This window comes from Nocardiopsis kunsanensis DSM 44524, from assembly GCF_000340965.1.
Taxonomy (GTDB): domain Bacteria; phylum Actinomycetota; class Actinomycetes; order Streptosporangiales; family Streptosporangiaceae; genus Nocardiopsis; species Nocardiopsis kunsanensis.
On sequence record NZ_ANAY01000079.1, the window covers coordinates 1 to 1,245 of the forward strand.

1 protein-coding gene is annotated in these 1,245 nt (G+C 68.4%); it reads left to right on the forward strand.

Annotated elements, in window-relative coordinates:
* Positions 1–87 precede the first annotated feature (87 nt).
* Positions 88–1,209, forward strand: a complete 1,122-nt coding sequence (locus tag D456_RS0123295; RefSeq protein ID WP_017578580.1) for an IS630 family transposase — start codon at positions 88–90, stop codon at positions 1,207–1,209.
* Positions 1,210–1,245: the final 36 nt, after the last annotated feature.

Genomic DNA, 1,245 nt, shown 5'->3' on the forward strand with positions numbered 1-1,245 from the left:
CTAGTGCCGTGGCCGGGAACGTTCACCCGGGTGAGTGATCGATGCCAGGGTTGACCGCAACACCAGCAGTCAACCCTGGGAGCCGTGGTGTCCGCACCCCTCAAAGCCCGCAGACTCACCGACCCTGAGGGCCAAAAACTCCAACGCATCGTCCGCCGGGGCAGCACCAACAGTGTTCGCTACCGGCGGGCGATGATGATCCTGGCCTCTTCCAGCGGCAACACCGTCCCGGTCATCGCCCGCCTGGTCGCCGCTGACGAGAAAACGGTCCGCGAGGTCATCCACGCCTTCAACGACCAAGGGCTGAGCTGCCTGGACCCTAAGTGGGCGGGAGGCCGTCCCCGCCTGCTCACCCCCGACGAGGAAGACCTCGTCATCCAGACGGCCACGATGCGCCCTACCAAGCTCGGCCGGCCCTTCACCCGCTGGTCGCTGCGCAAACTCGCCGCCTACCTGGCCCGCAGACCCGGACCCGGCCTGCGCATCGGCCGCGAGAGCCTGCGCGCTCTGCTCCACCGGAACGGCATCACTTTCCAGCGCACCACGACGTGGAAGGACTCGCCCGACCCCGACCGCGATGCCAAACTCGACCGCATCGAGCAGGTCATGGAGTACTTCGCCGACCGGGTCTTCGCCTTCGACGAGTTCGGCCCCTTGGGCATCCGCCCCACCGCAGGCTCGGGCTGGGCCCGGCAGGGCCGCCCGGGCCGGCTTGCGGCCACTTACCGGCGCACGCACGGCATCACGTACTTCCATGGCTGCTATTCGGTGGGCTCGGACACCTTGTGGGGCATCAACCACCGGCGCAAAGGCGGCGCGAACACTTTGAAAGCGTTGAAGTCGATCCGGGCCGCACGCCCGGACGGCGCTCCCATCTACGTGATCCTGGACAACCTGTCCGCGCACAAGGGGCCCGCGATCTGCTCCTGGGCACGGCGCAACAAGGTCGAGTTGTGCTTCACCCCCACCTACGCCTCCTGGGCCAACCCGATCGAGGCGCACTTCGGGCCGTTGCGCCAGTTCACCATCGCTAATTCCCATCACCCCAACCACACGGTCCAGACCCGGGCGCTGCACGCCTACCTGAGGTGGCGCAACGCCAACGCCCGCGACCCGGACGTGCTCGCGGCCCAACGCCGAGAACGCGCCCGGGTGCGCAGCGAGAAAGGCCTGCGCTGGGGCGGGCGCCCACTGGCCACCGCGGCCTGAGCACACCCGGGTGAACGTTTCCGGCCACAGCACTAG